This window comes from Intestinimonas sp. HCP28S3_D6 (assembly GCF_052065695.1).
Lineage (GTDB): Bacteria > Bacillota > Clostridia > Oscillospirales > Oscillospiraceae > Intestinimonas.
This window is the reverse complement of the sequence record NZ_JBQHTM010000028.1, coordinates 1-18,475: the sequence shown is the minus strand read 5'-3', so window position 1 is coordinate 18,475 and position 18,475 is coordinate 1. Positions and strand designations below refer to the sequence as shown.

The window sequence follows — 18,475 nt, the reverse complement described above, 5'->3', positions numbered from 1 at the left end:
GCTTACAGAAATACAACGTAGATTTTACACAAAAAAATCCGGCAGACCCAGCCCGGGACTGGCGGGGTCTGCCGGAGACGGACTCAGCGGTTCAAATAGCCCCCGACCACCTGATTGGGGTATAGCGAACGGTCTCCGCCGGTGCCGGTTTCGGCCAGAAGGAGGAGCTCGTCGTCGAAGTGGACGCCGTGGGCGAACCACACGTCGGGCCCCACCCAGCCCAGGGACTCCATGTACTGCAAGGGGCGCATGCCGAATTTTTCGGTGGTGAACTGCACCTTATCCTTTGTCTGGGACAGTTGGGTGTGGAGCCGCACACTCAGGCTCCGGGCTGGCCTTGAGGTCTCCCGCCGCAGGTCGCCGGAGGCGGAGAAGGGAGAGCAGGGGGAGGGGGCGTGCCACACCCGGAAGAGCCGCTCCGAGTCGGCTAAAATCTCGTCGATGGTCTGTACCACGGAGTCGGGGGACAGGCCGCCGTCCCTCTGGGAGAGGTTACCGGCATCCCTAGGAAAGACGTAATGGTGGTCAAAGCAGGTGGTACAGCCGGTCTTGAGGAGCTCAACCAGGTCGGTGAGGGCGGACCAGGTCACCACCTCCTCGTCCAAGCCCTTCCAAACCTCGTAGAGGGTGACCAGCCAGGGGAAGAGCTCCATTTTCTGAACCTCGGGCAGGTTCCGGGAGAAGATCTGGTAGAGGTGGTGGTGGGTGTTGATGAGGCCGGGGTAGTCTGCCATGGAGGAGGTGTCCAGCACCGTGTCGGCCTGGTGGTAGTGGGGTCTGATGGAGACGATGACGCTATCCCGGATGAAGAGATTCACCCACGCGTAGAGTGTGTCATCGTCGTCGCAGGAGACCACGAACCGGGCGTTTTTTGATGAGCAGGGTAGATAATATCCAGGACCTCCTTTGAAGAAAAAGACGGTCGAAACAGGTCATATCTACGTAGGCTGATAGGAGACCTCCCAGAGGTCGTCCACCTGGAAGGTGAAGGACTCACTGGCGGCCTGGAACGCGGCGGCGTCCAAATAGACGGAGAAGATCTCGTCCGGTCCCTGTCCTGCGATATGGACGGCGTCGGGCCAGGGGGAATGGTCTACCTCTGCCTCAGTGCTGCTGAGCCCCAGGCTCCGTGTGGAGCCGCCCTGACCGTCGGGCAGATAGGGCAGAAGGAGAGAGCCGCAGCTGGAGGGCTCATACTGGAAATGGAAGGAGGCCCAGAGCAGGTCGGGCGTCCTTCCGTTGGCGTAGCAGAGGGTGTTCAGATAGAGGCTGGAGCTGCCGTCGCTCCATAAAAGAAGGTCCAGGTTGTCGGAGGCCTCAAAGGCCTCTGCCTCCTGTGGAAAGCCGTCCGGCAGCAGCTTCTTGGGGATGGTGACGGACAGGCTCAGTTCGGAACAGCCGGTGATGGTATAGCCCTCCTGGTACAGGATGCAGTCCAGACGGGATGGCCTGTTCCAGAGAAAGAAGGCCGCAAGCAGCAAAACAAGGGCCGCCAAAAGCAGAAAGAACATGACACGCTTTTGTCTGTACTGGGACACGAGGATCCCCCCTTCTATGGGTCCAGTATAACATGAAGGGTATGGGAGCGCAACAAAAGAGAGAGGCGCCGGAGTTGTGGCCCGCCCCCTGGAAGGTGTACGGTTATTCCTCAGAAATGGTGTAGCCGCTCAGATCGATGCGGAAGGTGCAGGTGGCCACGGCGATGTCCTTCCCCTCCTCAGTCTTGAGGAAGGAGAGAGTGTAGTCGTAGATGCCGCCGTCGGTCATCTGGTAGAGGCCGTCGGCCTCCTTGGCAAAGACGGCGCCCCACTTGAAGAAGTAGCGATCCTCGCTCTTGGTCCACCAGCCGGAGCCCTCCTCGGCACCGGTCTGGCTGGAGACGGCCCAGGTGGTGGGGGAGCCGCCGTTGATGGTGCGCACGATCTTGTCGAACTGGAGGGTGCTGTCGCCCAGGGCCTGGGGAATGGAGAAGTAGACGGTGTACTCCCCGCCGCCGCCCATGGAGGCCACCTGGGACTGGGTCAGGGTGCCGGAGCCGCCGTTCTGGACCAGGGCGGTGCTCTCGTCAAAGGAGAGGCCGGTCTCGGTGGAGGTCACCCCCTCGGGCAGCTGGTGGGTGGAGATCACCACGTCGGTGAGGGTGACGGGGGCCTGGACATCGGGCTCCTGCTCGTCGTCCTCGTCCTGGCCGCCGCCGCCCTGGCCGTTCTCGCCGTCCTGGTCGTCGCCGGTCCCAGGCTGCTCGTCCTCCACCACGGGGTTGCCCTCACTGTCGGTGGGAGCGTCCACGTCCTCGTCCACCTCAATGGCGCCGGGCTTGTTGCCGTCCAGCACCACGCCGCCGGCTTGGATCAGGGCCTTGTCGATGGCACCCTGGTTGTCCACCTCCACGGCGGCCCGGGCGGTGAGGGTGCCGATGGAGGCCTCCTCCGCCACGGCCACGGTGTTCTCGCCGCCGTCTACGGCCACCTGGGCGGCCTTGGAGCCCTTGCCCAGAGTGAGGGCGTTCCCGTCCCCAGTGAGGGCCACCTCGCCCTGGACCTCGGTGCCGGTGAGGGAGACATCGGCGCCGCCGGTCTCCACCAGCAGGTCGCCCTTCAGGGTGGAGTCCTCCACGGTGAGGGTGGTCTCCCCGGCCTTGGGGGCGAGGAGTAGGCTGCCGGTGATCTGGGCCTCCTTTACGGCAACGCCGTCGGCGGCCACCAGGAGAATACCGTCCACGTCGCCGGTGATTTCGGCGTCCTTCTCGGTAACGTACTCGGCCACGGCGTTGTCCAGCACCGTAACCACGGAGGCCCGGGTGATGTTGGCCCCCAGGGCCAGGGTGTCGTTGCCCACCCCCTGGATGATACCGGCCTTGGCCATGGAGTCGATGTAGCCGGCGGACCACTCGGCGGCGGAGTCGCCGTCCACGAAGCTGTTCAGATTGGGGGCCTCGGAGGGGCGGATACCCAGGGCACGGGCAAAGAGGACGGTGGCCCGCTCACGGCTCATGAGCTCATCGGCGTTGCAGTTGACGCCGTCCCCCTCCAGGATGCCGGCGGCGGTGAGCTGGAGGATGTAGGGGGCGTACCACTCGTCGCCCTTCAGGTCGGCGTAGTGGTTCTCCGCCTGCTTGGTGTAGCCCATGGTGCGGCTGAGGAGGGCGGCGAATTCGCTCACCATCATGGCGTCGTCGGGGCGCATGCCACGGTCGTCCCCCTCCACGATGCCGTAGCCGTGCCAGCGCTGGAAGGCGGACTGGCTCCAGTGGCCGTTGAGCTCGGGGAGGCTGTCGGCCTTGGCGGCACCGGCCTGGGGGGCGGTGAGGGAGGCGGTGAGGGTCAGGGCCAGAAGGGCCGCGGGGATCTTTCGCATGGTGATGCTCCTTTGTGTGTTTATCAAGTGGAAAAAGCGGGGCTCCGCCGTAGGAGACTCCGCCCGGCCGCAGCGCCGGCCCGGTGGACCGGCACGCTGGCTGTGGCGATAAGGATACTAAATCACTAGGCTTTTTTCAAGTTTGAAGTTCTGGAAAGAGAGGAAAGGGTTGCTGGACAGAGCCATTTTACCGCCCGGAAGGGAACTTTTTGGGTAAAACTGCGTCTGAAGGGATAAAAGAACCGGCTTTGCGCCCGTCGGGAAGGAGGCCGTCCCATGAAGCTCCGTGCCCTGCCCCTCTACGCCGCCACCCACCTCTGGATGGACTTTGCCTGTGCCCTGCTGGTCCTGGGGCGGCTGGAGGGGGGCGGCGACGCCGTCACGGCTCTGCTGCTCTATAACTGCTTCGCCTTTGCCGTCCAGATGCCGGTGGGCCTGATGGCCGACGCCCTGGGGGGCGGGGAGCGGCTCACCGCCCTGGGCTGCGGCCTCACCGCCCTGGCCTGGGGGCTGCCCGGCCTGCGCCCCGCCGCCGTCTGCGCCGGGCTGGGAAACGCCTGCTTCCACGTGGGGGGCGGGCTCTATACCCTTAATGGCAGCGGGAAATGCGGTCCCCTGGGCCTCTTTGTCGCGCCGGGGACTCTGGGCGTCGCCCTGGGCACCCTGCTTGCCGCCGGAGACGCCCTTCCCGCCCTGGCGGTAGTCCTGCCCCTTCTGGGTCTGGGGGCCACCCTTCTCCGCTGGGGGCGGGGTGTCCCCAACGCCCCTCTGGACCTGACGCCGGAGGGCGGTGTGGCGGGGCCGTTCCCCCTGCTGTGCCTCTTCGCTGTGGTGGTGCTGAGGTCCTTTGCCGGTACCCTCTTTGACTTCCCCTGGAAGGGGGCGCTGCCCCTGGTGCTGGCCTGCGCCACGGCGGGGGGCAAGGTCGCCGGGGGTCTGCTGGCCGACCGGTTGGGACCCCGGCGGACGGCCTGGCTCTCCCTGGTCCCGGCGGCGGCCTGCTTCCTTCTGGCGGGGCGGGCGGGACCCGGCCTGGCCGCCGTGTGCCTCTTCAACATGACCATGCCCCTCACCCTCTGGGGAGCCGCCCGCCGCCTCCCCGGGGCCAGGGGCCTGGCCTTCGGCCTGCTCACCTTCGCCCTCTTCCTGGGGGTGGTCCCCTCCCTGCTGGGGTATGACCCTTTGCCGGGGGGACCGGTATCCGCCTCCCTGGCCGCTCTTGTCTCCCTGCCCCTGCTCCTCCTGGGGCTGAGAAGGGGGAAGGGCCGGTGCTGAGTTATTTCCTGTTCTGCTTGGCCCTCACCCTGGCTGTGGAGCTGCCCTTGGCCCTGCTGTGGGGGGTGCGTGGACAGGACCTTCTGCTGTGCACCCTGGCCAACGTACTCACAAACCCGGCGGTGGTTCTCCTGAACCTCATTTTCCCGTCCCCCTGGCTCCTGCTCCTGCTGGAGTGTGCTGCCGTGGGGGTGGAGGGTCTGGTTTATCTCCTGTGTGCCCGGCACATCCGGGCCCCCTTCCTGTTCTCACTGTGGGTCAACGGCTGTTCCTTCGGACTGGGACTTGTGATTGGAGGTATCCTGTGATGAAACAGAGACTTTTGACCTGTGTCCTGCTGCTGATGCTGGCGGTGATGCCCGTTGCCGCCCGGGCCGACGTGGTGGGCCCCGGGCAGAAGCCCCCGGAGCCTGCGGCGGAGACCGTTGCCTTTGCCGAGCTCTACGGTGGGGACTTTGTGAAATTCGATCCCACCTACATGGGCGCCCTGGAGGGACCGGTGGAGACGGCCCTGTGGCTCTACCCAGGGGTGGCGGAGCCCCTGCGGACGTTCACCGTGGAGAACTACCCGGCGGACCATCTGAGTCCCTGCTATGTGGACAGCGTGGGGAATTTCTGGGGTTACACAGGCTACATCTATGGGAACCGCTTTGTGTGGATCTGCCTGTCCGACCCCACGGGGACGGGGGTGGAGCCCGACCAGGCCGTCATCGACCAGGTAGAGGAGCGGGCGGCAGAGCTGGAGGCCGCTGACCGGATACAGATCGTCCTGGCAGTGGTGTTGGTGGCCGCCGTGGTGGCGGTGACCGTGGTTCTCATCCTCAAGCTCCGGAGAAGGGCCAGGCGCAGCGCTTAAAAAATACGCAAAGAGGGCGGGTCCACTCAGTGGACCCGCCCTGAGCCTGTCGACAAAGTCGACAGGCTCTCTCAAAAATGCAAGCATTTTTTCGAAGAGATGCAGCCTGCTGCGTCGCACTCGCTACGCTCGCACGCTTGCAGGCTGAGCAGAGTTTTTTCCGACGCACATGTCGCCGGAAAAAACAGATTTTATTTCATTCCGTCATCTGCGGATGACGGAACTCTGCGAGGCTCTTGTACAAAATCCAGCGTATGGACACTTTTTCGACAAGCTGAAACCGGCCATGGGAACGCCCCATGGCCGGTCTGTTTGATAGGACATATGGCGGAAAGGTCACTCCAGCTCCACCGATACCTCACCGCTCTCGTCCCGGGTGAGCTTGTAGAGTCCGGCGGAGGGCTCGGCCTCCCGGGCGGAAAAGGTGTCGAACCGGGGCGTCGTGGTCCGGGCGGACGGGACGGCCGTGGTCTCTATGGCCGCCGTTTGGGTACCCGAGACGCTCTGGGCCGAAGAGGCGGCCTCCGCCTGCCGCTCCAGCTGGTCGATGCGCCCCTCCAGCGTCTTTTCCTGGGTTTCCCGCTCCTCCTCGGACAGGGTCCGGTCGGACTCCACCTGCTGGAGCTGGACCTCCAGATGCCGGAGCCGCAGCTGGATGGTGGCCTCGTCCTGCCCGCTCTGCTGGGTCCCGGCGGCGCCGCTCCCCATTTCTCCGATCACCATGGCAGTTCACCTCTGTTTTCATTTGAGATGGAACTAGTCTACACCGCAGGCCTAACATTTTCTATGACGATTTTACAAACAAAATCTAAACTTTTTGGGGCCGCGCCCTCACAGTTCCACGCCGGGGAAGAGCTTGCGGAAGGGGAGGGGCAGAGGGGCCTTCAGGGTGAGGTCCTTCTTGCTGCGGGGGTCGGTGAGAACCAGCACGTCGGCATGGAGGGCCAGCCGCCCCATGGGGTCGGTCTGGGCACCGTACTGCCGGTCGCCGGCGATGGGGCAGCCCAGGTCCTGCATGTGGACCCGGATCTGGTTTTTCCGGCCGGTGTCGATCTCCACCGCCGCCAGGGTGTAGCCCCGGTTTTCCGCCACCGCCCGGTAGCGGGTCACCGCCTCCTTGGCCGCCCGCCCCTTGGGGCCGGAGTAGACCAGGTGGGTGGCCGTCTCGTGGAGCCAGGAGCGCACCGTCCCCTCCGCCTGGGGGAGGTGGCCCTCCACCGCCGCCACATAGCCCCGCTTTTTTACTAACTTTTCCCAGTTGTCCTGGAGGGCGTGCTTGAGCTTCTCGTCCTTGGCAAAGACCAGCACCCCGGAGGTGTCCCGGTCCAGCCGGTGGACGATAAAGATGCGTTTGCCCGGCTCCCGGGCCTTTACATACTCGGAGACCGCCCGGTAGGCGGTGCGTCGGCGCTCCCGCTCGTTACCTATGGAGAGCAGCCCGGCGGGCTTGTCCACGGCGATGAGCCCGGCGTCCTCGTAGAGGATGGGGAAGGGGAGTTCGGCGGCGCCGGCGGCGCTCTTGGGCAGCAGCTCCACCGTCTGGCCGGGGGTCAGGGGGGTGTCGAACCGGGTGACCACCTTGCCGTCCACCATCACCTGCCGCCGGGACAGCAGACCCTTCACCGTGTTCCGGGACTTGTCCTTCACCCGGAGGAGCAGGAAGGGGAGGAGGGTGGTCTCCTCCTCCACCGTCAAAAGCCGTCTCTCGTCCATAGGGGACCTCCTTATCTCTGATGTACCGCTATTATAACACGAAAATGCCCAGGTGCTCCAGCAGGATCTTGCAGCCCATGAGGATGAGCACGATGCCGCCGAAGCGCTCGGCGGGGGCCTTCCACCGGTCGCCGAAGAAGCCGCCCACCCACACGCCGATGGCGGAGAGGACCAGGGTGGTGACCCCGATGAAGCCCACGGCGGGACCGATGTCCACGCTGAGGAAGGCGAAGGTGACGCCGATGGCCAGGGCGTCGATGCTGGTGGCCACCGCCAGGGGGAGCATGGCGGCGGGGGAAAAGGAGGCGGAGACCTCCTCCTCCTCGTCCCCGAAGGACTCCCGGACCATGTTGCCGCCGATGATACACAGCAGCACGAAGGCGATCCAGTGGTCCACGGTGGTGATGAGGGTCTGGAACCGGGTGCCCAGGAGCCAGCCGAAGGCGGGCATGAGGGCCTGGAAGCCGCCGAACCACACCCCGCAGGTGAGGGCGTGGCGGGGGGACACCCGGCCCACCGACAAGCCCTTGCAGATGGACACGGCGAAGGCGTCCATACTCAGGCCCACCGCGATGATGAAGAGTTCCCACAGATTCATGATAACATTCCTCCCTGATACTGGTCCGGCAGAGGGCCATGGGACAGGGTATGCGTCGGGGCACAAAAAAAGAGACCCATCTGCCGAAAGCAGATAAGTCTCGTCATTGAAAACAAAGCCAGGAGCGCGCCGCTCCAGCATGTTGGCTCCGTTACGCGGTGACCGCGCCGACTACTCCCTTATGCTTGAAAAGTATGGTAACATGAACTTTTACCCCTGTCAAGCAAAATCCGGGCAGGCCAGCACAAACGGGGCCTGGCAGACGCCGCCCCGGGCCTGGGAGGGCTCTTGGGCCCAGTTCTCCGCCCGGCTCGCCTGGGTCCACACCCCCAAAAACAGCAGCGCCGCAGCAGCCACGGCCACCAGTCCCACCACCGGCAGGGGGGATCTCGTTCTCTTTTCTGTCATGGAGCGCCCTCCCATCTCCTCCGCTCCGGCGGAGGTCCTTCTTAGGGTATATCGATTGGGAGGGTCCTTTTGTGACAGGTGGAGAAAAAATTTTTTGCGGGCAGAGCGGTGCGCCTGGAATTACTTTTGTGTGGGGCGCGACGGCGTCGGGGCAAAGTCCATTCCATTCGGAATGCCCTTGCGGGCATTCCTCATTTTATTCCCTTGCCCCTCCTTTCCCCAGAAAAACGCTGCGCGCTTTCCCGGGGCCCCTGATTGCGCGCCAAACCACGTCAAGGCCCATTGCTTTTTGTTGCGTAAAAGGACGGGGGAGACGTTCAAAGACCGTTTCTTTTTCCCTGCTGGAAAAAGAAACGGTTTTTGGAATCCAAAGAAAAAGGGGCTTCCAAGCGGGTTGAGTGGTCCCAAATAGGAATCCGGCGGCCCGGCTTTACGCCCCCATTGAGGTCCAGCCCCGTCTACGGTAGACTACCTGGGCGGAACAGGGACAAGTCGTGGTCCTATCCCCACTTTTTTCGCCGCCTGCGTGGGTGGGTGTCGCGGAGTGGTGGCGCTGCCTGGTTTTCCTTCTATTGCGGGGCGCGACGACGTCGGGGCAAAGTCCATTCCATTCGGAACGCCCTTGCGGGCATTCCTCATTTTATTCCCTTGCCCCTCCTTTCCCCAGAAAAGCGCTGCGCGCTTTCCCGGGGCCCCTGATTGCCCGCCAAACCACGCCGCAAGGCTGGCGTAGAGGCGGCCTGTGGCCGCCCGATGGTTAGAACAGAGGAGGGGGACGCCTGACGGCGTCCCCCTCGCAATGGATCTATTTTCCCTTAAATTTCTTCAGCAGGCCCAGGAAACCGCCCTTTTTGGGAGGCTCCTCGGGCTTCCGGGCGGTGGCGGCCCGGAGCTCCTTCAAAGCCTGGGCGGCGTCCCGGTCGCCCAGCTCGGCGGCACGGCAGTAGAGCTCCTCCGCCCGCAGGAGGTCCTTGGCCACCCCCCGGCCCTCGGCATAGCACCGGCCCAGCAGATAGAGCCCGCCGGCATGGTCCCGCTCGGCGGCACGGCTTAGAAACTCCGCCGCCAGCCGCTCATCCCGGCGCAGCCGGTCTCCCTCCAGATACTCGCTGCCTAAAAGGAACTGGGCCTGGGTATGGCCGTCCTCCGCCGCCGCCCGCAGAAGGGCCTCCCCCTCCTTCGGGTCCTTTCTGAGCCGCTCCCCCAGCAGCAGGCACCGGCCCAGGTGATACCGGGCCTCGTTGTGACCCTGGTCGGCGGCCTTCCTCAGCCAGGCCTCCCCCTCATCCGGGTCCTGGGGCAGACCGACGCCGTAGAGGAGGCAGCGGCCCAGCTGGCACTGGGCGTAGGCGTGTCCCCGCTCCGCCGCCCGCCGGTAGAACGTCACCGCCCTGTACTCGTCCTTGGATATGCCCCGGCCCGTCTCATAGCAGTAGCCCAGGCTGGCCATGGCGGGGGGATAGTCCCGATTCGCGCCGCCGCGGTAGCACTCCGCCGCCCGCTGGTCGTTCTGCTCCGTCCCCTCGCCGTCCAGGCAGCAGTTTCCCAGCAGGTACAGGGCACGGGGATGGCCCTGCTCCGCCGCCTGCTCCAGCCAGTGGACCGCCTGGGCGGCGTCGGGCTCCACCCCGATGCCGTGAAGATAACAGAAGCCCAGGTTGCACTGGGCATAGGCGTAGCCCTGTTCGGCGGAGCGCCGGTAGAGCTCCACCGCCTTCTCCTTGTCCTCGGGCACCCCACGGCCCAGCTCGTAGCACAGGCCCAGGCTGGCCAGGGAGGGGGCATAGCCCTGCTCCGCCCCACGGCGGTAATACGACGCCGCCTTTTGCTCGTCCGGCTCCACGCCCTGGCCGTTCCAGCAGCAGTCCCCCAGGATGTCCAGGGCGCGGGGGAAGTCCCGCTCCGCCGACTTCTCCAGCCAGGGGATGGCCTTGGACGGGTCGGCATCGGTGCCAATGCCCGTGAGATAGCAGTAGCCCGCGTTGCAGGCCCCTGCCGGCTCGCCCCGCTCGCCCGCCTGGCAGTAGAGCTCCAGGGCACGGGCCGGGTCGGCCTCCACCCCCCGTCCGTTCTCATAGCACAGGCCCAGGCTTACCATGGCCGGCGGATAGTCCAGCTCCGCCCCGCGGCGGTAGTATTCCGCCGCTTTGGCCGGGTCCTTCTCCATGCCGATGCCGTCGGCGGCGCAGTCCCCCAGCAGATCAAAGGCCCGGGGAAAGTTCTGCTCCGCCGCCCGCTCCAGCCACTGTACCGCCCGGGCACCGTCCTGCTCCACGCCGATGCCGTGGAGGCAGCAGAAGCCCAGGTTGCACTGGGCCCGGGGATAGCCCCCCTCGGCGGCCTGGAGGTAGAGCGCCGCCCCCTTGGCCTTGTCCTCGGGCACACCCTCGCCCACCTCGTAGCAGAGGCCCAGGTCGCAGATGGCGGGCAGGTACCCCTGCTCCGCCGCCTGCCCGTAGAGGACCGCCGCCCGCTCCAGGTCCCGCTCCGTTCCACGGCCGGCCTGGAGACAGTCGGCCAAAATGCTCTGAGCGCGGGGGAACTCCTGCTCCGCCGCCCGCTCCAGCCACACCACGGCCTCTTTCTCGTCCCGGTCCATCCCGATGGCGCTGAGACAGCACACCGCCAGGTCGCACTGGGCGGGGGCATAGCCCCCCTCCGCCGCCCGGCGGTAGAGCTCCACCGCCCGGACCGGGTCCCGGTCCACCCCGGTGCCGTTCTCGTAGCACAGCCCCAGGTCACAGATGGCGGGCAAATACCCCTGCTCCGCCGCCTGCTCATAGAGGGACACCGCCCGCTTCAGGTCCTCCGCCGTCCCACGGCCCGTCTGGAGGCAGTCGGCCAGGATGCTCTGGGCACGGGGAAATTCCTGGGCCGCCGAGCGCTCCAGCCATTCTACCGCCGCGCCCTCGTCCTCCTCCACGCCGATGCCGTTGAGGTAGCACACCCCCAGGTTGCACTGGGCCGGGGCGTAACCCTGCTCCGCCGCCTGACGGTAGAGCCGGGCGGCCTCCGCCGGGTCAGTTTCCACGCCGGTGCCGTTCTCCCGGCACACGCCCAGGATGCTCTGGGCACGGGGAAAGCCCTGCTCGGCGGCCCGGCCCAGCCACTCCGCACCCCGGACCGGGTCGGCCTCCACCCCGATGCCGTTGAGATAGCACACCCCCAGGTTGCACTGGGCCGGGGCATAGCCCTCCTCGGCGGCCTGGTGGTAGAGCTCGGCGGCACGGACCGGGTCGACGTCCACGCCATCCCCCGCCTCGTAGCACAGGCCCAGGTCGCACACCGCGGGGAGATACCCCTCCTCGGCGGCCTGGCGGAAGAGCTCCGCCCCCCGGACCGGATCAAAGTCTACGCCGTCCCCCGCCTGATAGCAGCGGCCCAGGGCCTCCACCGCCCGCAGGTCCCCCGTCTCCGCCCCCACGGCGAACCAGTGGGCGGCCTCCTTCAGGTCAACGTCCACACCGTCCCCCTGGGCGTACCGCAGCCCCACATCATAGGCCACAGCCGGGTCCTCGTGGGCCTGCTCCAGCAGGGCCCGGAAATCGGCCTGAGACCGCTGGACCTGCTCCATGGCCCGCCAGATGAGGGCCGTATTCACGAATACCACGTTTTCCTGCCCCTCCGGCGTCCCCTTCTCCTTTTCCTCCAGCATGCTCTGCCGTCACCCGTCCTTTCCGCCCATGACAGGGCGCCTTGAGTTCCATTCTACATCACCCGGGCGGCGGATTCAAGAACCTTCCCGTTCCCGGTTGTCTCCACGGACTGGAAATTTTACTTACACTCTGCGAAAAATTGTGTTAAAATAAGAAAAGAGATCTTTTACGGTTGATTTCACCTGTTTTTGTACGTGAAAGGAGGTACCGGCATGTACCGGGCGGGAGATCGGATCATTTACGGCGGCAGCGGCGTCTGCCAGGTGAAGGCGGTGGGACCGCTGGAGGGGGACCGGGGGGACCGGCTCTACTACACCCTGGAGCCCCTCTACGGCTCCGGGATCATCTACGCCCCCGTGGACGGCCCCGTCTTTTCCCGCCCCCTCATGACACCAGAGGAGGTGCATGACCTGCTGGCGCAGTTTTCCCGGATCCCCGCCGAGCCCCTGGCCGAGCGCAGTCTCACCGCCCTCAAGGACCACTATGTGTCGGTGCTCAAAAGCCACGACTGCCAGGCCCTGGTGGGCCTCATCAAGGGGGCCTATGAGAAGGGCCAGCGGGCCGTCAGCCGGGGCAAACGCCCCGGCGCGGTGGACCAGCGCTACCTCAAGAGCGCCCAGGAGCTCCTCCACGGGGAGATCGCCGCCGTGCTCGGCATCCCCTTGGACTCCGTCCCCGACTACATCCGCGCCGCCGCGGAAGGGGAGAGCGACGCCTGAGCATGCTCAGGCGTCGGGGCACGATTTGAATGCGATTCAGCCGCCTTTCCCCTTCAAAGGGGAGGGCCTGCGGGCGGCCAAAGGCCGCCCCTACGAGAAACGCTGTGGGCATGGGTAGGGGCGGACTTTGGGCGCCTGCGCACCCGCGCCGCAGCAACGGCAATCCCAGGCAGCGGCGCCACGCCCCGACACCCACCCACGCAGGCGGCGAAAAAAGTGGGGATAGAACCATGGCCTTTCCCTGTTCCGCCAGCGGAGTCTCCTGTGGACGGTGCTGGTCCTCAACGGGGGCGTAAAGCCGGGCCGCCGGATTCCTATTTGGAACCACTCAACCCGCCTAGAGGCCCCTTTTTCTTTGGATTCCAAAAACCGTTCTTTTTCCTGCGGGAAAAAGAAACGGGTTTTGAGCCGTCTTCCCCGTCCTTTCCGGCGAAACCCGTCCAGCATAGCTGGCCGGGCCTACGCTGTCGTCGTCGCAGGCTCCATATCCCTCGCTTCGCCGCCAGCGTCAAAGCTCGATCATTTCGCTGCTCCTCCTCCCCCAAATGGGATACCTCCCATTTGGGTCCCCATTGTGCCACCGGCACATTTTCTTCACGCTGCGGCCCCTCATCCGTCATTTGCTCCGCAAATGCCACCACGGGCTAAGGAAGAAGTGATTTCTTCTGACTGTTCACCGGACAGTCAGACCCCCAGGGGAAGGCTTGCAGGCGGATGCTATCCGCCCCTATCCCAGTTTGCCGCCTCCTGATCTGCTCCTCCGGACCCGCTTCCCCCTGAAAGGGGGAAGGCTCTTTCGGCATGGTTCCCCATGCACACGCCCTGAATTTTTATGCTTGACAACCGCCCCTATGGGGCGTATACTGTGCCTCGTAAAAATTGGATAGATCTTCAGGGCAGGGTGAGATTCCCTACCGGTGGTATAGCCCACGAGCCGCAAGGCATGATTCGGTGAAACTCCGAAGCCGACCGTACAGTCGGGATGGAAGAAGATCGGAAGACGCAGGACCTGTCCCCAGGTCCCCCACGTCATACGGCTGCTCTGGTATGTTTTCGGACATCCAGATTTTTTTGTTGCCCGCGCCCCCATGGGGCGTCGGTTTACCGCCTTTCCGCTGCCCTGGACCATCTGTCCGGGGCAGCTTTTGTTTTGCCCCGCGGAGGGATACAACATGGAAGACCGCGACTATATGGCCCTGGCGCTGGAGCTGGCCGAGCAGGGGGCGGGGTGGACCTGCCCCAACCCCATGGTGGGGGCGGTGATCGTGAAGGACGGCCGGATCATCGGCCAGGGCTACCACCACCGCTGCGGGGAACTCCACGCCGAACGGGAGGCCCTGGCCGCCTGCACGGAGGACCCCGCCGGGTCCACCCTGTACGTAACATTGGAGCCCTGCTGTCACCAGGGGCGGCAGCCCCCCTGCGTGGACGCCGTGCTGGACGCCGGCATCCGCCGGGTGGTGGTGGGGACCACCGACCCCAACCCCCTGGTGGGGGGCAAGGGCATCGCCCGGCTGCAAGAGCGGGGCGTGGAGGTGACCGTGGGGGTGCTGGAGGCCGAGTGCCGCGCCCTCAACCGGTTTTTTTTCCACTACATCCGCACCCGGCGGCCCTATGTGGTGATGAAATACGCCATGACCATGGACGGCAAGATCGCCGCCTACACCGGGGACGCCAAGTGGATCACCGGGGAGGCGGCCCGTGAGCACGTCCACCGGCTGCGCCACCGGTGCCGGGGGATTCTGGTGGGGGTGGGCACTGTGCTCGCCGACGACCCCATGCTCAACTGCCGCCTGCCCGGCGGCCGGGACCCGGTGCGGGTCGTCTGCGACAGCCATCTGCGCACCCCCCTCACCGCCCGGGTGGTGACCACGGCCAGAGAGGTCCCCACCATCCTGGCCACCTGCGAGACCGACCCGGCCAGGCACGCTCCCTATCAGGCCGCCGGGTGCCGGGTGCTCTCTCTGCCGGAGCGGGCGGGGAAGGTGGACCTGGGGGCCCTGCTGGACGCCCTGGGTGCGGAGGAGATGGACAGCCTGCTGCTGGAGGGGGGCGGCACCCTGAACTGGTCCTTCCTGGAGCAGGGGCTGGTCCAGAGGGTATACGCCTACCTCGCCCCCAAGCTGCTGGGGGGCACCGGGGCCAAGTCCCCGGTGGAGGGGACGGGGGTCCCCAGCCCCCAGGCGGCCTTTTATCTCAAAAACACGAGAATACAGACCTTAGGCGAGGACTTTTTGCTGGAGAGCGAGGTGGATGACCGTGTTCACGGGGATCGTTGAGGAGGTGGGCACCGTGACGGCGGTGGACCGGGGGCGGCACTCCGCCGTCCTCACCATCCAGGCCCACACCGTGCTGGAGGACGCCAAGGTGGGGGATAGCATTGCCGTCAACGGCATCTGCCTCACCGTCACCGGCCGGACGGCGGGCAGCTTCACCGCCGACGTGATGCACGAGACGTTGAACCGCTCCTCCCTGGCCGGGCTCCGGCCGGGCACCGAGGTCAATTTGGAGCGGGCCATGGCGGCGGGAGGGCGCTTCGGCGGCCACATCGTCTCCGGCCATGTGGACGGGGTGGGCCGGGTAAAGTCGGTCCGCCGGGACGACAACGCTGTGTGGTACACCGTCTCGGCCCCGCCCCACCTGCTGCGCTACATCGTGGAGAAGGGCTCCATCACCGTGGACGGCATCAGCCTGACGGTGGCCCGGGTGGACGAGGCCAGCTTCGCCATCTCGGCCATCCCCCACACGGTGGCCCAGACCGTCCTCCGGAACCGAAGGCCGGGGGACCTGGTCAACCTGGAAAACGACATCATCGGCAAGTATGTGGAAAAGCTCCTGACCCCCGCCCCGGAAACCAGGGCGGAGGGGGGCATCACCAAGGAATTTCTGGCCCAGTACGGCTTTTAAGAGGAGGAAACAGTCATGGCACAGTTTCACACCATCGAGCAGGCCCTGGAGGACCTGCGGCAGGGCAAGCTCATTCTGGTCACCGACGACCCCGACCGGGAGAACGAGGGCGACCTCATCTGCGCGGCGGAGTTCGCCACCACCGAGAACGTCAACTTCATGGCCACCCACGGCAAGGGCCTCATCTGCATGCCCATGTCGGAGGAGTACGTCCAGAAGCTCCGCTTCCCCCAGATGGTCCAGTACAACACCGACAACCACGAGACGGCCTTCACCGTCTCCATCGACCACGTGTCCACCACCACCGGCATCTCGGCGGCGGAGCGGTCGGTGACCGCCCTCAAGTGCGTGGAGGAGGGGGCAAAGCCGGAGGACTTCCGGCGGCCGGGGCACATGTTCCCCCTGCTGGCCAAGAAGAACGGTGTCCTGGAGCGAAACGGTCACACCGAGGCCACCGTGGACCTGTGCCGCCTGGCGGGGCTGAAGGCCTGCGGCCTGTGCTGCGAGGTCATGAAGGACGACGGCACCATGATGCGCACCCCCGAGCTCATGGAGCTCTCGGAGCGGTTCGGCCTCACCTTCATCACCATCAAGGACCTCCAGAACTACCGCAAGTGCCACGACCAGCTGGTGGACGAGGTGGCGGTGACCAAAATGCCCACCAAGTACGGCAATTTCGTGGCCCACGGCTTTGTGAGCCGTCTCAACGGCGAGCACCACGTGGCCCTGGTGAAGGGGGACATCGGGGACGGTCAGAACGTGCTCTGCCGGGTCCACTCCGAGTGCCTCACCGGCGACACCTTCGGCTCCCTGCGCTGCGACTGCGGCGAGCAGCTTGCCGCCGCCATGAGCCAGATCGAGCGGGAGGGGAGGGGCATCCTCCTCTACATGCGCCAGGAGGGCCGGGGCATCGGCCTCATCAACAAGCTCCGGGCCTACGAGCTCCAGGAAAAGGGCATGGACACCCTGGACGCCAACCTGGCCCTGGGCTTTGCCGGGGACCAGCGGGAGTACTACATCGGCGCCCAGATCCTCCGCACCCTGGGCGTGAAGAGCATGCGCCTTCTGACCAACAACCCGGACAAGGTCTACCAGCTCGCCGAGTTCGGCATGGAGATCACCGAGCGGGTGCCCATCCAGATTGAGGCCACCGACTACGACCGCTTCTATCTCAAGACCAAGCAGGAGCGCATGGGCCACATCCTGCACTATTAAAAGGAGGACATTGACATGAAGACACTGGAAGGAAAACTGGTTTCCAAAGGCATTCGGGTGGGCATCGTGGCCGCCCGGTTCAATGAGTTCATCACCTCCAAGCTCCTCAGCGGCGCCATGGACGGCCTGGTCCGCCACGACGTGCAGGAGGAGGACATCCACGTGGCCTGGGTGCCCGGCGCCTTCGAGATCCCCCTCATCGCCTCCAAGATGGCCAAGAGCGGCAAGTACGACGCCGTCATCTGCCTGGGCGCCGTCATCCGGGGCTCCACCAGCCACTACGACTATGTGTGCAACGAGGTCTCCAAGGGCATTGCCGCCGTGGGTCTGGAGAGCGGCATCCCCGTCCTCTTCGGCGTCCTCACCACCGAGAACATCGAGCAGGCCATCGAGCGCGCCGGCACCAAGGCCGGCAACAAGGGCTACGACTGCGCCCTGAGCGCCATCGAGATGGTCAACCTCATCCGGGATATCGAGGCCTGACCGGAGCCGTCCCGCTGTCAGACTGAAAAACCGTGCCCCCATCCCGGCGTATCCGGGCGGGGGCACGGTTTTTGCTTTGTCGGGTGGCGCTGGTCCGGCCCCCTTCCTCCGTCCACAGCCGGATGCTCTACCGGGTGAGGAGGGGGTGCCCCACCGCGGACAGCCTCCCCTGCCGCCCTCTGAAATCAGGTTGACATGTTTGTCCGGTTGTACTACGATGGTCTCAAACGGTGAAGTTTCACCTCACCCATCGGTGGTAGTTGTTCTGATTCGACATCTTCTGCAAAGGAGGCAGCAGCCATGAGCATCGGAAATATCGCCGGAACAGACAATTCCATATCCTCTGCGCAGGCCCAGGGGACCAACAACACCGCTTCTTTGGAGCAAAAAATAGAACAGCTGAAACAGCAGCTGGAGCAGATCAAGCAGAATGAAAAACTGCCCCAGGAGGAAAAGGACAAACGCATCGCAAATCTGGAAAATCAGATCGCACAGCTGGAGCAGCGGGAAGGGCAGGAAGGCAGCAAGACCTCTTCCGCTGAATGGAAAAAACGATTTGATACCTATGAAGCGCAGCCGCCGCAGCAGTCGTCGGGGACGTATCAAATCGCCCACGATGAAGCCGGCCGCCCAGTCATCCAGGTGGATAACAGTTTGGAGACCACGCAGGAGCCGTCTGAAACCGCCCCCCAGAGGGAAGGCGAAAAACCCACCATCATGAAAACCACCGGAAACACAGACAAGGTAGACCGGGAGATCGAAAAGCTGAAGCAGACCCAAGCGCAGCTGGAACAGAAAATCGCGGCGGCAGGCGGGCAGCAGGACAAGGAAATTCTGGAAAAGCAGCTGGCGCAGGTGGAGGCTGAACTCCGGCAGAAAGACAATGACACCTACCGCCGCCAACATATGGAGATCACGGAACAAAAGGTGGTTTCCAGAATCGGTGAATGACGTCCTTCCTTTTTCTAGTCTAATGAAATAAAACAGGCGTCCGTCCCAGCTGCCTTGGCTGAGCACGGACGCCTGTTCTTGTTTCCTGGCACCCCCGGCGCGACTCGAACGCACTACATTCCGCTTAGGAGTAGACCCGATACGATGAAACCAAGTGCAACACAGTGCAAGAAAATCCTTGGAAATACAAGGTTTTTCACTGTTTCAAATCCTATCTGGTATCACGCTTCATAAGCATTTTCATAGGGATTTTACACCGTCCGATTGGCTCGAAATTAGCAAGGCTTTCGATTTTTGGTGGACGTTGCAAGTGCAAGCAAATTCCTCTATGTAACCT

17 protein-coding genes and 1 riboswitch are annotated in these 18,475 nt (G+C 64.8%); of the genes, 9 read left to right on the top strand and 8 right to left on the bottom strand.

Annotated elements, in window-relative coordinates; translation table 11 throughout:
- Positions 1 to 83: 83 nt before the first annotated feature.
- From ACTNBK_RS10395 to ACTNBK_RS10385, 3 genes are all read right to left on the bottom strand, one after another.
- The gene (locus ACTNBK_RS10395; RefSeq protein WP_441145868.1) at positions 84 to 857 is read right to left on the bottom strand and encodes an amidohydrolase family protein; all 774 of its coding nucleotides are present in this window, start codon (positions 855 to 857) and stop codon (positions 84 to 86) included.
- An 81-nt stretch (positions 858 to 938) separates the two neighbouring features.
- Positions 939 to 1,538: a hypothetical protein gene (locus tag ACTNBK_RS10390; RefSeq protein ID WP_441145866.1), complete on the bottom strand. Its 600-nt coding sequence runs from the start codon at positions 1,536 to 1,538 to the stop codon at positions 939 to 941.
- 103 nt (positions 1,539 to 1,641) lie between these two features.
- The gene (locus ACTNBK_RS10385) at positions 1,642 to 3,357 is read right to left on the bottom strand and encodes an S-layer homology domain-containing protein (RefSeq protein WP_441145864.1); all 1,716 of its coding nucleotides are present in this window, start codon (positions 3,355 to 3,357) and stop codon (positions 1,642 to 1,644) included.
- Between the two features lie 276 nt (positions 3,358 to 3,633).
- Here ACTNBK_RS10385 and ACTNBK_RS10380 point away from each other — a divergent pair, with 276 nt between their 5' ends.
- The 3 genes from ACTNBK_RS10380 to ACTNBK_RS10370 are packed head-to-tail and all read left to right on the top strand — an operon-like array spanning position 3,634 to position 5,488.
- Positions 3,634 to 4,632 (top strand): hypothetical protein, encoded by a 999-nt coding sequence (locus ACTNBK_RS10380; protein WP_441145862.1) that lies wholly within the window; start codon positions 3,634 to 3,636, stop codon positions 4,630 to 4,632.
- Positions 4,626 to 4,940 carry a hypothetical protein gene (locus ACTNBK_RS10375; RefSeq protein WP_441145860.1) on the top strand — a complete coding sequence of 105 codons (315 nt, stop codon included), beginning with the start codon at positions 4,626 to 4,628 and terminating at the stop codon, positions 4,938 to 4,940. Before ACTNBK_RS10380 ends, ACTNBK_RS10375 begins: the two co-directional genes overlap by 7 nt.
- The gene (locus tag ACTNBK_RS10370; RefSeq protein ID WP_441145858.1) at positions 4,940 to 5,488 is read left to right on the top strand and encodes a hypothetical protein; all 549 of its coding nucleotides are present in this window, start codon (positions 4,940 to 4,942) and stop codon (positions 5,486 to 5,488) included. Before ACTNBK_RS10375 ends, ACTNBK_RS10370 begins: the two co-directional genes overlap by 1 nt.
- Before the next feature lie 336 nt (positions 5,489 to 5,824).
- On the opposite strand, the gene ACTNBK_RS10365 is transcribed toward ACTNBK_RS10370, so the two are convergent.
- The 5 genes from ACTNBK_RS10365 to ACTNBK_RS10345 form a co-directional block, all read right to left on the bottom strand.
- On the bottom strand, positions 5,825 to 6,211 hold the full coding sequence (locus ACTNBK_RS10365; protein ID WP_441145856.1) for a hypothetical protein: 387 nt from the start codon (positions 6,209 to 6,211) through the stop codon (positions 5,825 to 5,827).
- 108 nt (positions 6,212 to 6,319) lie between these two features.
- On the bottom strand, positions 6,320 to 7,201 hold the full coding sequence (locus ACTNBK_RS10360) for an RluA family pseudouridine synthase (protein WP_441145855.1): 882 nt from the start codon (positions 7,199 to 7,201) through the stop codon (positions 6,320 to 6,322).
- A gap of 31 nt (positions 7,202 to 7,232) precedes the next feature.
- Positions 7,233 to 7,799 carry a manganese efflux pump MntP gene (locus tag ACTNBK_RS10355; RefSeq protein WP_441145853.1) on the bottom strand — a complete coding sequence of 189 codons (567 nt, stop codon included), beginning with the start codon at positions 7,797 to 7,799 and terminating at the stop codon, positions 7,233 to 7,235.
- A gap of 219 nt (positions 7,800 to 8,018) precedes the next feature.
- A complete protein-coding gene (locus tag ACTNBK_RS10350; protein ID WP_441145852.1) occupies positions 8,019 to 8,207 on the bottom strand; it encodes a hypothetical protein in 189 nt (62 codons plus the stop codon).
- An 805-nt stretch (positions 8,208 to 9,012) separates the two neighbouring features.
- The gene (locus tag ACTNBK_RS10345) at positions 9,013 to 11,862 is read right to left on the bottom strand and encodes a tetratricopeptide repeat protein (protein WP_441145850.1); all 2,850 of its coding nucleotides are present in this window, start codon (positions 11,860 to 11,862) and stop codon (positions 9,013 to 9,015) included.
- A 213-nt stretch (positions 11,863 to 12,075) separates the two neighbouring features.
- Between ACTNBK_RS10345 and ACTNBK_RS10340 the strand changes: the two genes are divergently transcribed.
- From ACTNBK_RS10340 to ACTNBK_RS10315, 6 genes are all read left to right on the top strand, one after another.
- The gene (locus tag ACTNBK_RS10340; RefSeq protein WP_441145848.1) at positions 12,076 to 12,582 is read left to right on the top strand and encodes a CarD family transcriptional regulator; all 507 of its coding nucleotides are present in this window, start codon (positions 12,076 to 12,078) and stop codon (positions 12,580 to 12,582) included.
- 883 nt (positions 12,583 to 13,465) lie between these two features.
- A riboswitch (FMN riboswitch) is annotated at positions 13,466 to 13,580 on the top strand.
- Positions 13,581 to 13,754: 174 nt separating this feature from the next.
- The gene (ribD, locus tag ACTNBK_RS10335; protein ID WP_441145846.1) at positions 13,755 to 14,861 is read left to right on the top strand and encodes a bifunctional diaminohydroxyphosphoribosylaminopyrimidine deaminase/5-amino-6-(5-phosphoribosylamino)uracil reductase RibD; all 1,107 of its coding nucleotides are present in this window, start codon (positions 13,755 to 13,757) and stop codon (positions 14,859 to 14,861) included.
- On the top strand, positions 14,842 to 15,489 hold the full coding sequence (locus tag ACTNBK_RS10330) for a riboflavin synthase (RefSeq protein ID WP_441145915.1): 648 nt from the start codon (positions 14,842 to 14,844) through the stop codon (positions 15,487 to 15,489). The genes ribD and ACTNBK_RS10330 overlap by 20 nt, the downstream gene beginning before the upstream one ends.
- 15 nt (positions 15,490 to 15,504) lie before the next feature.
- Positions 15,505 to 16,704, top strand: a complete 1,200-nt coding sequence (locus tag ACTNBK_RS10325) for a bifunctional 3,4-dihydroxy-2-butanone-4-phosphate synthase/GTP cyclohydrolase II (RefSeq protein WP_441145844.1) — start codon at positions 15,505 to 15,507, stop codon at positions 16,702 to 16,704.
- Between the two features lie 15 nt (positions 16,705 to 16,719).
- A complete protein-coding gene (gene ribH, locus ACTNBK_RS10320; protein WP_441145842.1) occupies positions 16,720 to 17,187 on the top strand; it encodes a 6,7-dimethyl-8-ribityllumazine synthase in 468 nt (155 codons plus the stop codon).
- 300 nt (positions 17,188 to 17,487) lie between these two features.
- Positions 17,488 to 18,138, top strand: coding sequence for a hypothetical protein (locus ACTNBK_RS10315; RefSeq protein WP_441145840.1), 651 nt, complete (start codon positions 17,488 to 17,490; stop codon positions 18,136 to 18,138).
- Positions 18,139 to 18,475: the final 337 nt, after the last annotated feature.

Bases quoted from the DNA above. Each gene is read 5' to 3' on its own strand.
- ACTNBK_RS10385 (WP_441145864.1), bottom strand. From the start codon at position 3,357: ATGCGAAAGATCCCCGCGGCCCTTCTGGCCCTGACCCTCACCGCCTCC.
- ACTNBK_RS10370 (WP_441145858.1), top strand. From the start codon at position 4,940: ATGAAACAGAGACTTTTGACCTGTGTCCTGCTGCTGATGCTGGCGGTG.
- ACTNBK_RS10350 (WP_441145852.1), bottom strand. From the start codon at position 8,207: ATGACAGAAAAGAGAACGAGATCCCCCCTGCCGGTGGTGGGACTGGTG.
- ACTNBK_RS10325 (WP_441145844.1), top strand. From the start codon at position 15,505: ATGGCACAGTTTCACACCATCGAGCAGGCCCTGGAGGACCTGCGGCAG.
- ACTNBK_RS10360 (WP_441145855.1), bottom strand. From the start codon at position 7,201: ATGGACGAGAGACGGCTTTTGACGGTGGAGGAGGAGACCACCCTCCTC.
- ACTNBK_RS10365 (WP_441145856.1), bottom strand. From the start codon at position 6,211: ATGGTGATCGGAGAAATGGGGAGCGGCGCCGCCGGGACCCAGCAGAGC.
- ACTNBK_RS10355 (WP_441145853.1), bottom strand. From the start codon at position 7,799: ATGAATCTGTGGGAACTCTTCATCATCGCGGTGGGCCTGAGTATGGAC.
- ribH (WP_441145842.1), top strand. From the start codon at position 16,720: ATGAAGACACTGGAAGGAAAACTGGTTTCCAAAGGCATTCGGGTGGGC.
- ACTNBK_RS10380 (WP_441145862.1), top strand. From the start codon at position 3,634: ATGAAGCTCCGTGCCCTGCCCCTCTACGCCGCCACCCACCTCTGGATG.
- ACTNBK_RS10345 (WP_441145850.1), bottom strand. From the start codon at position 11,862: ATGCTGGAGGAAAAGGAGAAGGGGACGCCGGAGGGGCAGGAAAACGTG.
- ACTNBK_RS10340 (WP_441145848.1), top strand. From the start codon at position 12,076: ATGTACCGGGCGGGAGATCGGATCATTTACGGCGGCAGCGGCGTCTGC.
- ACTNBK_RS10315 (WP_441145840.1), top strand. From the start codon at position 17,488: ATGAGCATCGGAAATATCGCCGGAACAGACAATTCCATATCCTCTGCG.
- ribD (WP_441145846.1), top strand. From the start codon at position 13,755: ATGGAAGACCGCGACTATATGGCCCTGGCGCTGGAGCTGGCCGAGCAG.